Origin of the sequence: Mesorhizobium sp. J428, assembly GCF_024699925.1 — a bacterium.
Taxonomy (GTDB): domain Bacteria; phylum Pseudomonadota; class Alphaproteobacteria; order Rhizobiales; family Rhizobiaceae; genus Mesorhizobium_A.
In genome coordinates, this window is record NZ_JAJOMX010000001.1 from 2,414,392 (window position 1) to 2,431,561 (window position 17,170).

14 protein-coding genes are annotated in these 17,170 nt (G+C 66.7%); 7 read left to right on the forward strand and 7 right to left on the reverse strand.

Annotated elements, in window-relative coordinates; all coding sequences use genetic code 11:
* The first annotated feature begins 66 nt into the window (after positions 1 to 66).
* Entirely contained in the window at positions 67 to 891 is an 825-nt protein-coding gene (locus LRS09_RS12240; RefSeq protein ID WP_257806912.1) for an amidase family protein, read from the forward strand.
* Between the two features lie 52 nt (positions 892 to 943).
* Here LRS09_RS12240 and lpdA read toward each other — a convergent pair whose 3' ends face one another.
* The 5 genes from lpdA to LRS09_RS12265 all read right to left on the reverse strand — a co-directional run bounded on the left by lpdA (position 944) and on the right by LRS09_RS12265 (position 6,974).
* Positions 944 to 2,341: a dihydrolipoyl dehydrogenase gene (gene lpdA / locus LRS09_RS12245; protein ID WP_257806913.1), complete on the reverse strand. Its 1,398-nt coding sequence runs from the start codon at positions 2,339 to 2,341 to the stop codon at positions 944 to 946.
* Position 2,342: 1 nt separating this feature from the next.
* Positions 2,343 to 3,650 (reverse strand): dihydrolipoamide acetyltransferase family protein, encoded by a 1,308-nt coding sequence (locus LRS09_RS12250; RefSeq protein ID WP_257806914.1) that lies wholly within the window; start codon positions 3,648 to 3,650, stop codon positions 2,343 to 2,345.
* 2 nt (positions 3,651 to 3,652) lie between these two features.
* Positions 3,653 to 4,666 (reverse strand): alpha-ketoacid dehydrogenase subunit beta, encoded by a 1,014-nt coding sequence (locus tag LRS09_RS12255; protein WP_257806916.1) that lies wholly within the window; start codon positions 4,664 to 4,666, stop codon positions 3,653 to 3,655.
* Positions 4,667 to 4,669: 3 nt separating this feature from the next.
* On the reverse strand, positions 4,670 to 5,902 hold the full coding sequence (locus tag LRS09_RS12260; protein ID WP_257806918.1) for a 3-methyl-2-oxobutanoate dehydrogenase (2-methylpropanoyl-transferring) subunit alpha: 1,233 nt from the start codon (positions 5,900 to 5,902) through the stop codon (positions 4,670 to 4,672).
* A gap of 178 nt (positions 5,903 to 6,080) precedes the next feature.
* Positions 6,081 to 6,974 carry a LysR family transcriptional regulator gene (locus LRS09_RS12265; RefSeq protein ID WP_257806919.1) on the reverse strand — a complete coding sequence of 298 codons (894 nt, stop codon included), beginning with the start codon at positions 6,972 to 6,974 and terminating at the stop codon, positions 6,081 to 6,083.
* Between the two features lie 113 nt (positions 6,975 to 7,087).
* Here LRS09_RS12265 and LRS09_RS12270 point away from each other — a divergent pair, with 113 nt between their 5' ends.
* The 6 genes from LRS09_RS12270 (at position 7,088) to LRS09_RS12295 (ending at position 15,081) form a co-directional block, all read left to right on the forward strand.
* Complete coding sequence (locus LRS09_RS12270; RefSeq protein ID WP_257806921.1) at positions 7,088 to 8,143, forward strand: TRAP transporter substrate-binding protein; 1,056 nt, start codon at positions 7,088 to 7,090, stop codon at positions 8,141 to 8,143.
* A 2-nt stretch (positions 8,144 to 8,145) separates the two neighbouring features.
* Positions 8,146 to 8,772 (forward strand): TRAP transporter small permease subunit, encoded by a 627-nt coding sequence (locus LRS09_RS12275; RefSeq protein WP_257806923.1) that lies wholly within the window; start codon positions 8,146 to 8,148, stop codon positions 8,770 to 8,772.
* The gene (locus tag LRS09_RS12280; protein ID WP_257806925.1) at positions 8,769 to 10,052 is read left to right on the forward strand and encodes a TRAP transporter large permease; all 1,284 of its coding nucleotides are present in this window, start codon (positions 8,769 to 8,771) and stop codon (positions 10,050 to 10,052) included. The genes LRS09_RS12275 and LRS09_RS12280 overlap by 4 nt, the downstream gene beginning before the upstream one ends.
* Positions 10,053 to 10,127: 75 nt before the next feature.
* Positions 10,128 to 12,206 (forward strand): hydantoinase/oxoprolinase family protein, encoded by a 2,079-nt coding sequence (locus tag LRS09_RS12285; RefSeq protein WP_257806927.1) that lies wholly within the window; start codon positions 10,128 to 10,130, stop codon positions 12,204 to 12,206.
* Positions 12,203 to 13,939, forward strand: a complete 1,737-nt coding sequence (locus LRS09_RS12290) for a hydantoinase B/oxoprolinase family protein (RefSeq protein WP_257806929.1) — start codon at positions 12,203 to 12,205, stop codon at positions 13,937 to 13,939. Before LRS09_RS12285 ends, LRS09_RS12290 begins: the two co-directional genes overlap by 4 nt.
* Positions 13,936 to 15,081, forward strand: coding sequence for an alanine racemase (locus LRS09_RS12295; RefSeq protein ID WP_257806930.1), 1,146 nt, complete (start codon positions 13,936 to 13,938; stop codon positions 15,079 to 15,081). Before LRS09_RS12290 ends, LRS09_RS12295 begins: the two co-directional genes overlap by 4 nt.
* 32 nt (positions 15,082 to 15,113) lie before the next feature.
* Here LRS09_RS12295 and add read toward each other — a convergent pair whose 3' ends face one another.
* Entirely contained in the window at positions 15,114 to 16,133 is a 1,020-nt protein-coding gene (gene add / locus LRS09_RS12300; protein ID WP_257806931.1) for an adenosine deaminase, read from the reverse strand.
* Between the two features lie 59 nt (positions 16,134 to 16,192).
* A complete protein-coding gene (locus LRS09_RS12305) occupies positions 16,193 to 17,122 on the reverse strand; it encodes a dihydrodipicolinate synthase family protein (protein ID WP_257806940.1) in 930 nt (309 codons plus the stop codon).
* Positions 17,123 to 17,170 lie beyond the last annotated feature (48 nt).

Below are 17,170 nucleotides of genomic sequence, written 5' to 3' on the forward strand. Positions count from 1 at the left end.
AAGTATGCCGAACTCCGTCTGCTCACTGTCCGGAAATCACGCGGTGTTCTCTGCGCCCAGGATCGCGTGCTGGCCGGCCTGCGTCCGGCGAGCAGAGGTGACATCGTCGTCGACGGGCAGCGCGTGACGCATCCGATCTCGAAGGTTGGCATGGTCTTCCAGGCGGCCGTGCTTCTGAAATGGCGCTCGGTCCTGGAAAACGTGCTGCTGCCGGCAGAACTGGCCGGTCTCAATCCAGCCCGCTACCGGGACAGGGCGCGCGAGCTGCTGAAACTGGTCGGCCTCGGAGGCTTCGAGGCGAAGCGGCCGGGTGAACTGTCGGGTGGCATGGCGCGGCTGTGCGCGGAATTCGGTCACATCGTTGAGGAAGCGGCACCGGAATTCGACCTGGCCGCGGCGCGCGGTGCCTTCGCTACCGCGTTCCAGGCCAACACCACAGCCAATGTCGGCCGCGCGACAGGAGGCCGTTTTCCGGAGCCGGGGCTTGTCGAGCCGCTGACCCGTGCGATCGCCGAGCGCGGCATGGCGATTTCCGCGCCGGATTACATCCGCGCGCTGCAGGCGATGCATCGGGAGAGCCGCCGGATTGCCGGCTTCTTCACGGGCTACGATGTCTGGCTCACGCCGACGCTCGGCATGCTGCCCCCAAAGGTCGGCGCGTATGGGGCCGGCGTCACCGATGTCGACCTCTGGCTTGCCCAGCTGATGGAGTTCCTGCCGTTTACCTGGATCTTCAACGTCATCGGCCAGCCCGCGATGTCCGTGCCCACGGCCATGTCCCCCGAAGGACTGCCCGTCGGTACGCATTTCGCCGGCAGGGTACGGCGAGGAGAGCACCCTCTTCGCCCTGGCCGGCCAGATCGAGCGCGCACGGCCATGGCGGCGAACTAGTTCGGCACATGTCCAGAAGACGTAGAGACTCCCCACTCGTGGCGACCACCGGTCAGATATGCAACGCCTGTCCGAGCGCCTTGAGTGCGGCTTCCTGGCTTGCCTCTCCTAGCGTCGGATGGGCGTGGATCGTGCCGGCGATGTCTTCCAGCCGAGCCCCCATCTCGATCGCCAGCCCGAAGGCTGCGGAAAGTTCCGACACGCCCGCGCCGACGGCCTGGATCCCGAGCACGAGGTGGTTGTCGGCGCGCGCCACCACACGCACGAATCCCTCTTCGGACTGCAGCGTCATGGCACGGCCGTTGGCGACGAACGGGAACTGGCCAAGCTTGATCTCTCCTCCGGCCGCGAGCGCCTCGTCAGGCGAGAGGCCGACGGAAACGATTTCCGGATCGGTGAAGCACACCGCAGGGATCGCGCGCTTGTCCCAGCTGCGGCGATGGCCTGCAACGATTTCGGCGACCATCTCGCCCTGCGCCATCGCCCGGTGGGCAAGCATCGGTTCGCCGGTCACGTCGCCGATCGCGAAGACGCCGCGCATCGAGGTGCGGCACTGCTCGTCGATGCGGATGAAGGGACCGTCCCGGTCGAGGTCGATCTCCTCCAGCCCCCACCCCTCCACCAGCGGCTTGCGCCCGACCGTGACGAGCACCTTGTCACACGCGACCCTCTCCTCCGAGCCATCGGCTCGCTCGACCAGCAGGGTATTACCTTCGCTCGTCATCCGCCGCGCCCTGGTCTCGGTCAGAACCGCGATGCCGAGCCCGTCCAGCCGCTTCATCACCGGTCGCGTCAGGTCGGCGTCCCAGTTTGGCAGGATGCGGGGGGCTGCCTCGACCACGGTGACGCGGCTTCCGAGCTTCGCGAAGGCCGTGCCGAGTTCGAGGCCGATATAGCCTCCGCCGACGACGGCGAGACCCTTCGGCACCGTCTCGAGGGCGAGCGCCTCGGTCGAGGACATGACCAGGCCCCCGAACGGCAGGAAGGGAAGTTCCACCGGTGTTGAGCCGGTTGCGATCACCACCTGCTCGGCGCGGATCAGCTGCTCGCCCGTCTCCGTCTCGACCACCACCGTCTTGCCGTCGCGGAACCGCGCCGTGCCGTGCACAGACTTGACCCCGGCCTTCTTCATCAGCCGCGCCACGCCGGTGGTGAGCCTGCCGACGATCCCATCCTTCCACCCGACCGTCTGCTTCAGGTCGATCGCGGGCCCGGCGAGATTTATTCCGAGCGGATCCTTGCCAGCGGCCATGCCGACGATTTTGTGGAACTCTTCGGCGGCGTGGATCAGCGCCTTCGAGGGAATGCAGCCGACATTGAGGCACGTGCCGCCGGGCCGGGCCTTTTCGACGATCACCGTGTCGATGCCCAGCTGCCCGGCGCGGATGGCGCAGACATAGCCGCCCGGGCCGGCGCCGATGACAAGCAGCTTGCAGGTCATCTCCTTCATGTCAGCCCTCCACGAACATCAGCGCCGGCGTTTCGAGCAGCGCCTTGATCCGCTGCACGAAGACGGCGGCGTCCCAGCCGTCGATCACGCGATGATCGAAGGACGAGGACAGGTTCATCATCTTGCGCGGCACGAATTGCGACCCGTCCCAGACCGGGCGGATCATGATCTTGTTGACGCCGACGATCGCCACTTCGGGATGATTGATGACCGGAGTGGTGGCGACGCCCCCCATCGCGCCGAGCGAGGTGATCGTGATCGTCGAACCTCCGAGCTCCTCGCGCGAGGCGGCGCCGCTGCGCGCGGCCTCCGCCAGCCTTGCGGCCTCCGCCGCGCAGTCGAACAGGCTGCGTGCCTCCGCATGGCGCACGACGGGCACCACGAGGCCGTTCGAGGTCTGCGTCGCGATCCCGATATGGATCGCCGCATGGCGGCGGATGATGCCCGCCTCGTCGTCGAAGGTGGCGTTGAGAGCCGGCTGCTCGCCGATCGCCCTGACCATGGCGCGCATCAGGAACGGCAGCAGCGTGAGCTTCGGCCGATCTGGCTTCTTCTCGCCGTTCAGCTTGGCGCGCAGGTCCTCCAGCGCGGTGACGTCGATCTCCTCGATATAGGTGATGTGCGGAATGCGGGATTTGGCGACCGCCATCTTCTCGGCGATCCGGCGCCGCAGGCCGACCACCTTGATCTCCTCGACGCCATCCCGTCGCGACAGGCCCGGCGCGGATGCCGCTACCGCGCCGCCGCGGGCGAACACATCGAGGTCGTCATGCGTGATGCGGCCGGCCGGGCCGCTGCCCGGCACCTGCCTCAGATCGATTCCGGCCTCCCTTGCCCGCAGGCGCACTGCGGGCGATGCGACCGGCTTCTCACTGGACGCACGCGGCGGGCCTGCGGGCGCCGGAGAAAGGGCGCGGGCCTGCGGCGCAGCGCCACCTGGCGACGAGTTGTCCTTCGCGTCGGCCGGTCGGCGAGCCGGGGCCGGGGCGGCGGTCTCCGGAGCCTTGGCTATCGCCGGAACCGCCGGCTCCTTTGCCGGAGCGTCGCCGCCTGAGGCGGCCGCATCTCCCCCGAGGTCGATCTTCACGATCGGCGAACCGATCGGCACGGACTGGCCGACCTCTGCGCCGAGCCAGGTGACGACGCCCTCGACCGGCGACGGAATCTCGACCGTCGCCTTGTCGGTCATCACGGCGGCCAGCACCATGTCCTCGCGGACGACGTCGCCCACCTTGACGTGCCATTCGACAAGTTCGGCCTCCGCGATCCCTTCGCCGACGTCCGGCAGCTTGATGACATGTTCCGGCATGATCAGGCCTCCATCGCGGCGGCGAGCGCTTCGCCGATCCGCGCCGGTCCGGGGAAGTAGTCCCATTCCAGGGCGTGCGGATAGGGCGTGTCCCAGCCGGTCACGCGCTGGATCGGAGCTTCGAGATGATAGAAGCAATGCTCCTGCACCAGCGCTGCAAGCTCCGCCCCGAAGCCGGACGTGAACGTCGCCTCGTGGACGACGACGCAGCGGCCGGTCTTCTTGACGGAAGCCACGACCGCATCCAGGTCGAGCGGAATGAGGGTCCGGAGATCGATGATCTCGGCATCGATGCCCTTCTCCTCGGCCGCGGCCAGCGCGACATGCACCATGGTGCCATAGGCAAGCACGGTCACGGCAGATCCCTCCCGCCGCACCTCGGCCTTGCCGAGCGGCACGGTGAAGTGCCCCTCCGCCACCTCGCCCAGCGCATGTTTCGACCAGGCGGTGACCGGACGGTCGTGATGGCCGTCGAACGGGCCGTTATAGAGCCGCTTGGGTTCGAGGAAGATCACCGGGTCCGGATCCTCGATCGCCGCGATCAGCAGGCCCTTCGCATCGACCGGATTGGACGGCACCACGACCTTCAGCCCCGCGACATGGGTGAACAGGGCTTCCGGGCTCTGGCTGTGGGTCTGGCCGCCGAAGATGCCGCCCCCCGTCGGCATGCGGATGACGATCGGGCAGGTGAACTGGCCGGCCGAGCGATAGCGCAGCCGCGCCGCCTCGGACACGATCTGGTCTGCCGCCGGATAGACATAGTCGGCAAACTGGATCTCGACGCACGGCCGCAGGCCGTAGGCGGCCATGCCCACGGCCACGCCGACGATGCCGAGCTCGGAGATCGGCGTGTCGAAGCAGCGCGACGTGCCGTATTTCTTCTGCAGGCCCGCCGTGCACCGGAACACGCCGCCGAAGAAGCCGACGTCCTCGCCGAACACGACCACCTTCTCGTCGCGCTCCATCGACACGTACATGGCGGAGCGGATGGCCTCGATCATCGTCATGCGCGGCATGGTTCAGACCCCCGCCTGCTGGCGCTGCCGACGCAGGTGCGGCGGCATCTCGGCATAAACGTCCTCGAAGATGTCGCGCACGGATGGCTTTCCGCCGGCGTGCAGCGTGCCGTGGCGCTCGGCCTCCCTCTGCGCGGCGATCACCTCGTCGGAGATCTCGGCCTCCATCTGGGTGTGGCGCTCGTCGGACCAGACGCCGAGCCGGATGAGATGGCTCTTCAGGCGGATCACCGGGTCGCCGAGCGGCCAGGCGTCGGACTCGGTCTTGGGCCGATAGGCCGAGGGATCGTCCGAGGTGGAGTGCGCGCCGACGCGATAGGTCACATGCTCGATCAACGTCGGGCCGAGCCCGCGGCGTGCACGCTCCGCCGCCCATGTCGCGACCGCATGGACCGCCAGATAGTCATTGCCGTCCACCCTGAGCGAAGGGATACCGAAGCCGAGGCCGCGGGCCGCGAACGTGCCCGCGCCGCCGCGCGCGATGCCCTGGAAGGTCGAGATCGCCCACTGGTTGTTGACGATGTTGAGGACCACCGGCGCCCGGTAGGTCGAGGCGAAGACGAGCGCTGCGTGGAAATCGCTCTCTGCGGTCGAGCCGTCGCCGATCCAGCCGGCTGCGATGCGCGTGTCGCCGCTGATCGCCGAGGCCATGGCCCAGCCGACGGCCTGGATGAACTGCGTGCCGAGATTGCCCGAGATCGAGAAGAAGCCGTGCTCGCGCGACGAATACATCACCGGCAGCTGCCTGCCCTTGAGCGGGTCAGCCTCGTTCGAGAAGATCTGGTTCATCATGTCGACCATTGGGTAGCCGCCGGCGATCAGCAGGCCGGCCTGGCGGTAGGTCGGGAAGTTCATGTCGCCCGGCGCCATCGCCATGCGGAAGGCGCACGACACCGCCTCTTCGCCCATGTGCTGCATATAGAAGGATGTCTTGCCCTGCCGCTGCGCAGTCAGCATCCGCGCGTCGAAGGCGCGCAGGGTCATCATGTGCCGCAGCCCCGCCATCAGCTCGTCCGGCGTCAGCGAACCCGCCCAGGGCCCCACCGCCTCGCCGTCGCGATTGAGGACGCGGATGATCGAGAAGGCGTGATCGCGTATCTCACGGGGATCGACATCCACGGGCGGCCGCGGCACCGAGCCGGCCTTCGGAATCTTCACGCTCGAAAAATCGGGCGTATCGCCCGGACGGACCTCTGGCTCCGGAACATGAAGCGAGAGCGGTGCGTGGGGTTCCATGGTCAGCCCTCCTCGTAGATGCCAGCAACCCCGGAACGAACATAGGTCGCCCGGGTGATGCAAGCAGGGGATCCGGGTCGAGAAAGCCGACCTGCCCCTTGATCAACATAACCGTCCCGTCGGCGTCGACAATGCCGTTGCTGCTCGACCGGCCACGAGGAGGTCGAGACCGAGCGGGTCAACGAAGCGCGGATTCCGCCCGGAACTTGTCGGCCACGAACTGCGCAATGAACTCGACATCGCCCGACCAGGTCTCGGTAAGTGCGGCCACGGACAGCGTGCGGGGCGGAATGGGAGGGCTGGCTTCAAACCTGAGCACGCGGTCAGCAATGTCGTCGCGCACGATGGCCGGCGTCATCACGGCAAAGCCGAGGCCGGCCGCGACCAGCTCGCTCGTGACGGACAGCGAATTGCATCCGCTCAGCGATTGCGGCTTGCATTGGCCCGCGTCGAACCATTCGCGGATCGTCCGGCCGATGGTCGAGATTTCGGGCTGGGTGAAGATCGCTTCATCGATCAGGTCCGCGGGCGTCAGCGTCTTCCCCGCCAGAGGATGCGAGACGGGGCCGACCCAGGCGAGATCGACCTCGCCCATCGGGTAGACGGTGATGCCTTCCGAGGCGACCGCGTCGGTGGTGATCGCCACATCCAGCTGCCGTTCGTCCAGCTGCTTGAGAAGCATGGCGCCGACATCGACTGCCAGCTCGATGCGCAGTTTCGGCCGGGTCTCGTTGAGCTGGCGGATCAGGCCCGGCAGCGCGATGTGCGCGACGGTCTCCACGACGCCGAGGCGCAATAGGCCCCTCAGCTTGCTCGAGCTCGTCTCGTCATGGATCTCGCGCGCCAGCGAGAGCATCTGTTCGGCCTGCCGCTGGATAGACTTGCCGGCCTTGGTCAGACGGGCACGTCCGCCGGTACGGTCGAACAGGGTGCAGTCGAGGTCGCGTTCCAGTTCGCGGATCCGGCCCGAAACGGATGGTTGTGTCACGCAGAGTTGGCGTGCTGCGGCGTGGAACGAGCCGAGCCGGGCGATCCAGTAGAAGGTTTCGATCTGCGCGAGGGTGAGCCGCATGATAGTATCAGCCTATCATCGCAGGGCACGAAATCAATTAGAAGTAATCACCCGACCTGTGTAGCCTCATTTCAGCCGTTGCCACCGGCAGCGGGCCAGCAAGGGGAACAACAATGAAGAAGATCACTTCGGCATTCCTATCCCTCGCACTGACCGCCGCGAGCATGGCGGCGGCGCAGGCACAGGACCTCCAGGAACTTCGACTGAAAGTCATCGGCGGCTGGAGCAACGTCACGATGACCACCGACGTCGAACAGCCGTTCTGGCAGACGAAGATCGGCGAGCTTTCCGGCGGCAAGATCACCGCCGATTTCAACAGCCTCGACACGCTCGGCCTCAAGGGCGACGAGACCCTTCGCCTGTTGCGGCTGAAGATCGCCGACATCGTCACCGGCCCGGTCAGCTTCGTCGCCGGCGATTTCAAGCTCTATGACGGGCTCGACCTCTCCGGCGCCATCCTCGACATCGACACAATGCGCAAGGCGGTTGACGCCTACCGTCCCGTCATCGACAAGAACATGCAGGAGAACTTCAACGCCCATCTCCTGATGATGTGGCCGTCGCCGCCGCAGGTGCTGTTCTGCAAGGGCGAGATCAAGGGCGTCGCCGATCTCAAGGGTAAGAAGATCCGCACCTTCAACCAGACGCTCGCCGACTTCGTCGAGGCCGTCGGCGGCACCCCGGTCAACCTCTCCTTCGCCGAAGTGGTGCCGGCGCTGCAGAACGGCACCGCCGATTGCGGCGTGACCGGCACCGGCCCCGGCAACAGCGCCAAGTGGTGGGAGGTCACCGACCACCTCTTCCCGCTCGTGCTCGGCTGGGCGCCCTACTTCAGCGCCATCAACATCGACACCTGGAATGCTCTCGACGAACCGACCAAGGCATTCCTGACGGAGCAGTTCGCCAAGCTGGAAACAGAAATGTGGTCGCATGTCGCGGCCGCGGCCGAACAGGGCGTCAACTGCAACACCGGTGTCGGCGAGTGCACCAAGGGCATCAAGGCCAACATGAAGCTGGTCGAGGTCACCGACGCAGACAAGGCGCTGCTCGCCGGCATGGTGACCGAGACGATCCTGCCGCGCTGGGCGGGCCGCTGCGGCGAGGCCTGCGTTGCCGACTGGAACGAGACGGTCGGCAAGACGCTCGGCTTCACCGCAAAGGCCCAGTGACAATGACGGCGCGCAACATCCCGGCCAGCCCGGTGCCGCTGAGCGGATTGCGCGCCGTCTCCCGGTTCGTGCTGCTGGCCGGCGGCTTTCTTATCGTCATCGCCGCCGGCTTGATTGTCGTGGAGATCGTATTGCGACAGGTCTTCAGCCATTCGCTCGGCGGGGTCGACGAACTGGCGGGCTTCGCGCTTGCCGTGGGCACCGCATGGAGCTTCGGGGCGGTGCTGCTGGACAAGGCCCATGTCCGCATCGACACGGTCTATGCCCGGTTCGGCGAGAGGGGGCGGGCTCTGCTCGATATCGCCAGCCTGGCAGGCACCGTCCTGTTCATGTCGACGATGGTCTATTTCGCCACCGAGGTCCTGATCACGAGCCTCCGCTTCGGCGCGTCCTCGCAGAGTTCGCTGGCGATCCCCAAGGCGGTGCCGCAGGCGCTGTGGCTCGCGGGGCTGGGATGGTTTCTCCTGGTCGCCGTCGTTCTGCTCGCCTGCTGCCTGATGGCGCTGCTACGCGGCGACTGGAAGCAGATCGGGAGACTGGCGGGGGCTCCCGACATCCAGCAGGAACTCTCCGCCGAGATCGCAGATACCGTCCACCGCAATGCCGACCAGAAGGCAGCGCTGCCATGATCGGTTTTGCCGTCGGCGCGATGATTCTCCTGCTGGCGCTGGGCCTGCCGATCGCCATCGGCCTCGGCCTGGTCGGCATGGGGCTGGCGGAGTTCTACAGCGTCCTGCCGCTGACGCGGGCCATGGGCGAAGTGGCGTGGAGCTCCTCCACTGGCTTCCTGATGGTGTCGATCCCGCTCTTCGTGCTGCTCGGCGAAATCCTGCTGCGTTCAGGCATCGCCGACCGCATGTATGCCGCGGTCGCCGCCTGGCTGTCCTGGATGCCCGGTGGCCTGATGCATGCCAATATCGGGTCGTCGGCGCTCTTTGCCTCCATGTGCGGCTCGAGCGTGGCGACCGCTGCGACGGTCGGCACCACCGCGATGCCGCAGATGACCAAATACGGCTACAACCCCTCGCTGTTCCTGGGCACGCTGGCGGCCGGCGGAACGCTGGGCATCCTGATCCCGCCCTCGATCAACCTGATCGTCTACGGTCTCATCACCAACACCTCGATCCCGCGGCTCTATCTGGCAGGCATCGTCCCGGGCATCCTGCTGGCGCTGATGTTCATGGCCGTCGTCGCGCTCGCCTGCACGCTCCGCCCCGGCCTCGGCGGCCGAATGGTCAGCGTCAGCTGGTCCGAACGGATGGCGTTGCTCGGCGAATTCCTGCCGCCCTTGTTCATTTTCATCGTGGTGATCGGCTCGATCTATGTCGGCTGGGCAACCGCCACGGAGTCGGCCGCGCTGGGCGTCGTCGCGGCGCTGCTTTTGACGCTGGTCCGCCGCCGGTTCAGTGTCGCCATGTTCGTCAGCGCCGTCGAGAACACGATGAAGACGACCGGCATGATCATGCTGATCGTGGTCGCCGCCTTCTTCCTCAATTTCGTGATGACCGCGGTCGGACTGACCACGGCGATCGTCAATCTCGTCACGGCCTATGACCTGCCGCCGCTTGGCCTGATGGTCGCGGTCATTATTTTCTATCTCATCCTCGGTGCCTTCATGGACGAGATGGCGATGATGATCTCGACGGTGCCCGTCATCGCGCCCGTGGTGTTCGCGGCCGGCTTCGACGGGGTCTGGTTCGGGATCATGCTGGTTGTGCTGATGCAGGCCGGGATGATCCTGCCTCCGGTCGGCATCAACCTCTTCGTCATCCAGGGCATCAGACGCACCGGCCGCATCAGCGAGACCGCCTGGGGCGCCATGCCCTTTGTTCTGGCGATGGTGGCGTTGATGGCACTGCTGATCGTCTATCCGCAACTGGCGCTGTGGCTGCCTGCCGCGCTGAACTGATGAACCGCGCTCCAACCCAGACAGGCAAGCGGCGTCTCGACGCGCCCGTCCTTCTCCGCATGAAGAGTTAGACGCATGACACGCCCCACGTTCCGTATCGGCATCGATATAGGCGGCACCTTTACCGACATCGCGCTGATCGACGGCGCCGGCACGGTGGAAATCCGCAAGGTCGCCTCCACCCCGGACGACTACAGTCGCGGCATTGCGAACGGCCTCGGCGCCTTGATCGACGATCTCGGCATCGACCCGTGGGCGATCGGCGGCATCGTGCACGCAACCACCGTCGCCACCAACACGATCCTCGAATTCAAGGGCGCGCGGACCGGCCTCATCACCACGGCAGGCTTCCGCGACGTGCTGGAACTGCGCCGCCTGCGCATCCCGGTCCTCTACGATCTGCAGTACGACAAGCCGCCGCCCCTCGTCCCGCGCAGGCTTCGGCTGGAAGTGCGCGAGCGGCTTGGGCCCGATGGCAAGGTGCGCATCCCGCTCGACGAGGACGACGTGGTCCGTGCCGCCGAGCGCCTTCGGGCCGAGGGTGTCGAGGCGGTCGCGATCAGCTACCTGCACGCCTATGCGAACGCCGCGCACGAGATCCGCACGGAACAGATCCTGCGCGAGGTGGTGGGAGACGACGTCTACATCTGTCGGGGCTCGGAAATCCTGCCCGAGATCCGCGAATACGAGCGGACGTCGACGGCGGTGGTGAACGCCTATGTCGGCCCCGTCATCCGCAACTATGCCGATGCGCTTTCCGGTCGGCTGGCGGAGATCGGCATCACGGCGCCGATCGAGATGATGCATTCCGGCGGCGGCATCATGCGGCTGGCGGCATCGGTCAAGCGCGCGGCCTCGCTGGTCGAGTCCGGACCGGCGGCAGGCGTCATCGCCTGCGCACGCCTCGTCCGCGGTGAGGGCCGCGGCGCCAACATCATCTCGTTCGACATGGGCGGCACGACCGCCAAGGCGGCACTGATCGAGAACGGCGAGGCGGCGCGCACGGACGAATATGAGGTCGGCGCCGGCATCAACCTGTCCAGCAAGCTGGTCAAGGGGGGCGGCTATCCGATCAAGATACCCTTCATCGACGTTTCGGAGATCGGCGCCGGCGGCGGCAGCCTCGTGTCGCTCGACAGTCTGGGCCGTGTCACGGTCGGCCCCGAAAGCGCGGGCGCGATGCCAGGCCCGGTCTGCTACGGCAGGGGCGGCACGCGCGCGACCCTAACGGACGTCTTCGTCACCCTGGGCTACATCAACGATGTGACGCTGGCCGGCGGCTCGATAAGGGTCGATGCCGAGGCTGGCCGCGCCGCCCTGCGCCGCCAGGTCGCCGACCCGCTCGGACAGGACCTGCTGACCACCGCGCGCGGCGTGCTGACGCTCGCCGTCTCCACCATGACGCGCGCCGTCAAGGCCGTGTCGACCTATCGCGGCCGCGACCCGCGCGACTTCACCCTGGTCGCCTTCGGCGGCAACGGCCCGGTGGTCGCGGCCGACATCGCCGCCGCGCTCGGCATCCGCAGCATCGTGGTGCCGCTGGCGGCCGGTGTGTTCTCCGGCTTCGGCCTGCTGCGCTCGGACGTCGAGCAGGAATTCGTCCAGCCGCTGCTGGCCGACGCCGCTCGGCTCGACGCCGACAGGCTGCCCTGTCTGGAGGCGGAACTGCGCGCCCGCGCGGTCGCGGCGCTGGCGACCGACGGCTACGACACGACGCTGGCCGAGTTCCGCTTCAGCGCCGACCTGCGCTATTTCGGCCAAGCCTATGAACTGAACATCGCCGGCGACATGCAGGGCGGCGCCATCGAAGCCCTGGTCGAGGGGTTCCATCGAGAGCACGAGCGCACCTATGGCCACCGCTCCACGGAAGACCCCGTGCAGATCGTCAATGTGCGGATGAACGTGCGCGTGCCGACTGCATCGAAGATCGCCCGTTTCGCGCCGCCGCCAAGGTTCGAGCGCCGGGACCGCCCGGTCACCTTCGACCGCCAGCCCGTCATGACGCCCGTCATAGGCCGCGAGATGCTCGGCCCGACGCCGCGCCCGGGGCCCTTCATCATCGAGGACTACGACTGCACCTGCGTCGTGCCTCCAACCGCGTCGGCCAGGCTCGATGCCGTCGGCAACATCGAGATCGAGGTGAACCCGCGATGAGCCGCGTCGACCCCATCACGCTCGAAGTCATCCGCAACGGCCTGTCGTCGATCGCCGACGAGATGGCGTTGATCATCATGCGCAGCGCCTATTCGCCGGTCGTGCGCGACATCATGGACTACTCCACCGGGCTCTGCGATCCGCAAGGCCGCATCATAGCGCAGGGGCTGACGCTGCCGATCCAGCTCTGTTCGTTTCCGCGGGTCATGCGATTCCTGAAGGAACGCTTCGGCGACGACATGGCGCCTGGCGACATCTTCATCACCAACGACCCCTATGGGTCGGGCGGGCAGCATCTGCCGGACGTCTATGTGCTGAAGCCGATCTTCAAAGAGGGCGCGCTGGCGGGCTTCGCCTGTACGGTTGCCCACCACACCGACCTGGGCGGCATCGTGCCCGGCAGCGTCGCCATCTACGCGACCGAGATCCAGCAGGAAGGACTGCGCATTCCGCTCGCAAAGCTGCATGAGGCGGGTCTGCCCAACCGGACGCTGCTCGGGCTGATCGAGGCCAACACGCGCCAGCCGGTCGAGGTGCTGGGCGACCTCCGCGCGCAGATCGCTGCCTGCGCCACCGCCGAAAAGGGCCTGCTCGGTCTGGTCGATCGCTATGGCAGCGACTTCCCGATCTATGTCGAGGCGCTGCACGACCATGCCGAGACGATGATGCGCGAGACGATTCGCGAATTGCCGAACGGCGTCTATGTCGGCGAAGACTATCTCGACGGCCTTGGCGAGGATCCCAAACCAATCCGTATCCGCGCCACGGTGACCATCGCCGACGACACGATTGACATCGACTTCGCCGGCACATCCGCCCAGGTGGCGGCCTCGATCAACTGTCCGATCTCGCTGCCGGAATCGGCCGCCTTCACGGCCATCCGCTGTCTGTCGCGCCGCGACATCCCCAATTGCGACGGCTATCTGAAACCGATCACCGTCCGCGCGCCGGAAGGCAGCCTGCTCAATCCTCTGTTCCCCGCGGCCTGCGGCGCCCGCGGCGTTGTCGGCTACCGCGTGTTCGACACGATCATGCAGGCGCTGGCCAGGGTGGTGCCGGAGCGCGCGATCGGCGGATCGGAGGGAGGACCGTTCCTGATGGCGGCCGGCGGCACCTATCAGGGCAGGCAGTTCGTGCTCAACGAGATGCTGGTGGGCACCTGGGGCGCCCGCGCCGACCGCGACGGCATCGAGGGCATTTCGAACCCGGCCGCCAACATCTCCAACCAGCCGGTCGAGATGATCGAGGCGGAGATGCCGGTCGAGATCGTGCGCTATGGCTTCGTGACGGATTCGGGAGGAGCAGGACGCAATCGCGGCGGGCTCGCCTTCATCCGCGAATTCCGCTTCCAGCAGGAGACCGGCTTCAATCTGCGCGGCGACCGTCGCGACCATCCGCCCTTCGGTATCGACGGCGGCGGATCCGGCGCCCCGTCCGCGCACGTTCTCATTGCGACGAACGGCAGCGAACGCATGCTGCCGGCCATGCCGATGCATGCCTTCATGGCCCATGCCGGCGACGTCATTCGGCTCGTCGGCGCGGGCGGAGGCGGCTTCGGTGACGCGTTCGAGCGCGAGCCGTCGCGCGTGATGGCCGACGTGATAGAGGAGAAGGTGTCGGTCGAGGGCGCGTCGCGGGACTACGGCGTGGTGATCGATCCGGTTTCGTTGACGGTGGACCAGCCGGCCACCCTGGCCTTGCGGGCGGACAGTCTCGGGAGAAATGCCGAATGAAAGGTGTCGCCGCGCTGAACCTCGAGCTTGTCGGCGTCGCGGGAAGCCGTGCCGCACTCGAAACGCCCGCATTGCTTATCGACGCCACGGCCTTCGAACGGAATGTCGCCACGCTTGCCGCGCTGGCAAAAGAAGCGGGAACGGCGCTGCGCCCGCACGCCAAGACGCACAAATGCGCAACCATCGCCAAGGCGCAGCTGGCCGCAGGCGCGATCGGTATCGCCTGCGCCAAACCGGGCGAGCTGCTGGCGCTCTTCGAAGCCGGCATCAAGCCGCTGATGCTGACGGCGCCGGTGGCCAGCCGGCGCAAGATCGAGCGACTGGCGCAGGCAGCCGCATGTGGCTGCGACCTCACGGTGGTGGTCGATCGCATCGGGCTGATCGCCGATTTCGGAGCAGCCACGCGTGCGGCGCAAACGACGATCGCCGTGCTTGTCGACTGCGACACGGGCCTCGGCCGCACGGGTGTTACCACGCCGGACGCCGTCGTCGCGCTCGCCCGGGCAATAGCTGCCGAGGACGGCCTGACCTATGCCGGCGTTCAGGCCTATGCCGGCCATGTGCAGCACGTGCATGACAACGATGCCCGCCGCCTCGCCAACCGCGCTGCCAGCGAGCGGCTTGCCGGCATCCTCGCAGCGCTGGCGGATGCAGGCCTTGCCGCCCGGATCGTCACCGGCGGCGGCACGGGCAGCCATGCGCTCGACTTCGAGGACCGGCTGCTGACGGAGGTGCAGGCAGGCTCCTACATCTTCATGGACGAGGGCTATCGGCCGGTCGACCTGCATGGCGAAAACGGGCCCGTCTTCAACTTCGCGATGTATGTGGCCGTCACCGTCATTGCCCACAATTCCAGGGGAGAGGCCATCACCGACGCCGGCAGCAAGAGCTTCGCCCTCGACGGTCCGCAGCCTCGCGCCTGCCTGGACGGCCGGGAAATCGGCACCATCGTCTGGGTCGGCGACGAGTTCGGCAAGCTCGTGCCGCATGAGGGCATTGCCGTTCCGCCCGTCGGCACCCGCATCGAATGCACTGTTCCGCACTGCGACCCGACCGCGAATCTCCACGACGTGATCCATCTGGTGCGCGGCGACAGGCTGGAGGCCCTCTGGCCGATCGAAGGCCGCGGCCTGTCGGATTGACGACACGCGGCGCAGCGACGATCGTATCTCCGTCAGCGCACCTCGTAGGCGGCCGCGTGCGCCTCCAGCTCCGCCAGGAACCCTGTCTTCGCCGCGTCTGGTATCCAGGCGGCGGAGAAGGCGTTGCGCATGAACTGGAGCAGCTCCGCTGCACTGAACCCGTATTTCGTCAGTTCCTGCATCATGTGGCACATGTATCCGCTGGAAAATTCCGCCGGATCGTCGGTGTTCACGGTCACCGTGACGCCACGCTCGTACAACGCGCGCAGTCGCCCGATGCGGCGCGGACGTGAATCGAGGGGCGTCCAGGTCGGGCATATCGTCAGCGGGATGTTCCGCTCGATCAAGGCCTCCACGAGCGCGTCGTCCTCGATGGAATTGACGCCGTGGTCGATGCGCTCGACACCCAGGACATGGATGCACTGGTAGATGTGTTGCGCCGAATTCTCCATGTCGCAGTCGCAATGGGCGGTCAGCCGGTAGCCCTGCCTGCGCGCCTCCTCGTAGGCGCGTTTGAACTTGATCGGCGGGTTGCCTTTCTCGTTCGAGCACAGCCCCATGCCGGCGATCATGTCTCGATAGGGCGCGACCGCTTCGAGCATCTTCAGCGCGCTCTCCTCGGAGAATTCCCTGTTGATGCACATCAGCAGCACCGAGGAAACGCCGAACCTCTCCTGGCCATCCTTGCTCGCCTGATCGAGCGCCTGCATCAGATCGTCGACGCTGATGCCGTTGTCGAAATACTGCTGCGGCGCGAAGGTGAGCTCGACGTGGCGGATGTTCTCCTCGCGGGCCCGCTCGAGAAAATCCATCGTCGATTCATAGATGTCCTGCCGGGTGCGCAGCACCTCGAAGCAGGTCATGTGATAGCGGAAGAAATCCTCGGGCGACTTGTACTGCTGGGCTTCGATGAAGTCGGCTTCCGTCTTGTAGGGAATGTCGACGCCGTTGCGCGCGGCAAGGCGCATCACCGTCTGGGGCGACATCGTGCCCGATATGTGCAGGTGCAGCTCGGCCTTCGGCATCGTGCGGATGAATTCGGCAATGTCCATTTTCTTTCCTCTTCGATGTCAGGCCCGGCGTCGCAGCCGGCCGGCACGTCCCGGATCCATCAGCCCAGCTCCTTCAGGCGCGCTTCCTGCCGCTTCAGCAGAAGTTCGATGTCGGCGATGTCGAGGGGCGACAGTTTCGGCCCGGGAGCACGAAGGGCGGCAGACTTGATCGCGCCGCGCGCCGCCAGAACATATTTCCTCACCGCCAGGCCGATGCCCTGCTGCTGCTCGTAGCGGGCGAATGGCAGATAGGCGTCGAAGAGATCGTGAGCGCGTGCCGTGTCGCCGGCTGCATGGGCGTTCCACACCCCGACCATCATCTCGGGGAAGGCGAAGCCGGTCATGGCCCCGTCGGCGCCGCGCGAAAACTCTTCCGGCAGGAACAGCCCGCCATTGCCGGTCAGGATCGAGATGCGGCGCTTGCCGCCGTCCGAAGCCTTGCGCAGCGCGGTGATCTTCGCCAGTCCCGGCCAGTCCTCGTGCTTGAGCATCACGCAGCTCGGCAGGCTGTCGATGACGCGCTGGATCACCTGCGGCGCCAGCTGAACGCCGGTCGTCAGCGGATAGTCCTGCAGCACGAAGGGGACATTTGGGCCGAGCGCCTGCGCCACGCCTTCGAAGTAAGCGTAGCACTGTTCGTCGGTCCGCAAGCTGGAGATCGGCGCGACCATGACGCCGGCGGCACCGTCCGCCATCACGTCATGCGCAAGCTCGCGCATCGGGGCCAGCCCAGGGGCCGAGACACCGACCACGACCGGAACCCGTCCGGCCGCGCGCGCGATGACGCGCCTGACGAACAGGCGCGACTCTTCGGCCGTCAGCTTGGGGGCCTCTCCCATGATGCCGAGCACGGTGAGCCCGGCCGCCCCCCGTTCCAGATAGAAGTCGGTCATCCGGTCGGCGCTCTCCAGATCGAGCGTGCCGTCGTTGCCGAACGGGGTGACGGCGATGATGAAGACGCCTTTTGCGGTTTCGTCGAGCAATGCCATTGTCTGCTTCCGGTTGATGTTCAGGTCGCTCAGCCGGCCATCTCGTGG